Source organism: Streptomyces pacificus, from assembly GCF_011766325.1.
In the GTDB taxonomy this organism is placed as follows: Bacteria; Actinomycetota; Actinomycetes; order Streptomycetales; family Streptomycetaceae; genus Streptomyces; species Streptomyces pacificus.
This window is the reverse complement of record NZ_BLLG01000096.1, coordinates 1-274: the sequence shown is the minus strand read 5'-3', so window position 1 is coordinate 274 and position 274 is coordinate 1. Positions and strand designations below refer to the sequence as shown.

The window sequence follows — 274 nt, the reverse complement described above, 5'->3', positions numbered from 1 at the left end:
CCCGTGGCAACACCGGCTGTCCAGGCGATTTCTGCGCCTCACAGCCGCTCACAGCTCCGGCTTTGCCACCGACCGGCTCGCGATACACCACCCCTAAAACGCGGAAAAGCCCCGGATCAGCAGATCCGGGACTTCCCCACAACAATTGTTCGGCAGTGTCCTACTCTCCCACAGGGTCCCCCCTGCAGTACCATCGGCGCTGAAAGGCTTAGCTTCCGGGTTCGGAATGTAACCGGGCGTTTCCCTCACGCTATGACCACCGAAACTCTATGAA

At 60.2% G+C, this 274-nt stretch carries 1 rRNA gene; it reads right to left on the bottom strand.

The features are described 5' to 3' along the window. Nucleotides 1-147: 147 nt before the first annotated feature. Nucleotides 148-264, bottom strand: a 5S ribosomal RNA gene (rrf, locus tag SCWH03_RS28410). Nucleotides 265-274 lie beyond the last annotated feature (10 nt).